The sequence below is a fragment of the Rhizobium sp. WYCCWR10014 genome (genome assembly GCF_001657485.1).
Classification (GTDB): Bacteria; Pseudomonadota; Alphaproteobacteria; order Rhizobiales; family Rhizobiaceae; genus Rhizobium.
In genome coordinates this window covers 1-1679 of the sequence record NZ_LXFU01000007.1, presented here as the reverse complement: position 1 = coordinate 1679, position 1679 = coordinate 1, and the positions used below count along the sequence as shown (strand labels likewise).

General features: G+C 64.7%; 1 protein-coding gene. It reads right to left on the bottom strand.

Annotated features, from left to right (window positions below; translation table 11 throughout):
- On the bottom strand, nucleotides 1–1679 hold a 1679-nt coding region (locus A6U98_RS00050; RefSeq protein WP_156667800.1), incomplete at both ends, for a putative Ig domain-containing protein.

The window sequence follows — 1679 nt, the reverse complement described above, 5'->3', positions numbered from 1 at the left end:
TTGCTCGCCACGTAAGCGCCGGTGGTGTGGTAGGAGGCGATATAGGTGGTATTGGCGGCGATCGTGACAGGCGTTGTAAAGTTCACCGTCTGCCAGCCGCTTGCCGTGGTGTTGGTGAAGGTGGCGGTGGCAAGCTTGGTGCCGGTGGTGGTCCACAGATCGACGACGTTCTGTCCGTTGTCATTGGCGCTGCGGTAGAACTTGATGGCGGTGACATCACCGACAACGTTCGCCTGGAACTTGACGCCGACCTCGAGCTGCTGACCGTCGTTGAGGTTCGTCTGGGCCGGTGTGCTGGAAGCGTTAAACAGGCTGTAGGTCGCAGGTGCCACTGTCGCAGTGATATTGAAGGTCTCGTTGGCGGCAAGGCCGCCGAGGTCGGTTGCCGTCACCCTGACGCCGTAGGTGCCTGATGTCGTCGGTGTGCCGCTGAACGTCCGCGTCGTGGCGTTGAAGGCGAGCCAGGCGGGCAGCGCCGTGCCGTCGGCGGCCGTTGCCGAGTAGGTCAGGGTCTCGCCGCTGTCGACATCGCTGAAGGTCGTCGTCGGCAACACGAAGGAGAAGGCGGAGCCGACGGTGGCGTTCTGGGCAGCCGTCTGGACGGCCAGCACCGGCGCGTCGTTGGCGCCGTGGATGGTGACGGTGAGATTGGCCGTGGCTGTCGCGCCGGCCGTGTCACGCATCGTATAGCTGAAGACATCGCTCAGTGTATTGGTCGATTGCCGCAGCGCCTGCACGGCGGCACTGGTCTCGTTGACGGCATAGCTATAGACGCCCGATGCGCTGAGCATCAGACTGCCATAGGTGCCGTTCAGTGCCGTGCCGAGCGTGCCGGCCGTTGCGCCGAAACGGATCGCCGTGACCGTCTTGGTGTCACCGGCATCCGCATCGGTGTCGTTGGTCAGCACGTTGCCACTGGCAACCACGCCGCCCGAACCGTTGGCCACACCACCCTTCTCGGTCGCATCCCCCGCATCGGCAACCGCCGTCGGCGTCGTGTTGCCTGATGTCGACACGGCGATGTTGAAGGTCTCGTTGGCGGTGAGACCGCCAAGGTCGGTCGTCGTTACCCTGACGCCGTAGGTGCCTGATGTCGTCGCCGTTCCGGAGAAGGTCCGCGTCGAGGCATTGAAGCTCAGCCAGGCAGGCAGCGCCGTGCCGTCGGCGGCCGTTGCCGCATAGGCCAGTGTCTCGCCGCTGTCGACATCGGTAAAGGTCGTCGTCGGCAGCGTGAACGAGAAGGCAGAGCCGACGATGGCGTTCTGGCTAGCCGTCTGGACCGCCAGCACCGGCGCGTCGTTGGCACCGTGGATGGTGATGGTGAGATTGGCCGTGGCTGTCGCGCCGGCCGTGTCACGCATCGTATAGCTGAAGACATCGCTCAGCGTATTGGTCGACTGCCGCAGCGCCTGCACGGCGGCACTGGTCTCGTTGACGGCATAGCTATAGACGCCCGATGCGCTGAGCACGAGACTGCCATAGGTACCATTCAAGGCCGTGCCGAGCGTGCCGGCCGTTGCGCCGAAACGGATCGCCGTCACCGTCTTGGTGTCACCGGCATCCGCATCGGTGTCGTTGGTCAGCACGTTGCCGCTGGCAACCACGCCGCCCGAACCATTGGCCACACCACCCTTCTCGGTCGCATCCCCCGCATCGGCAACCGCCGTCGGCGTCGTGTT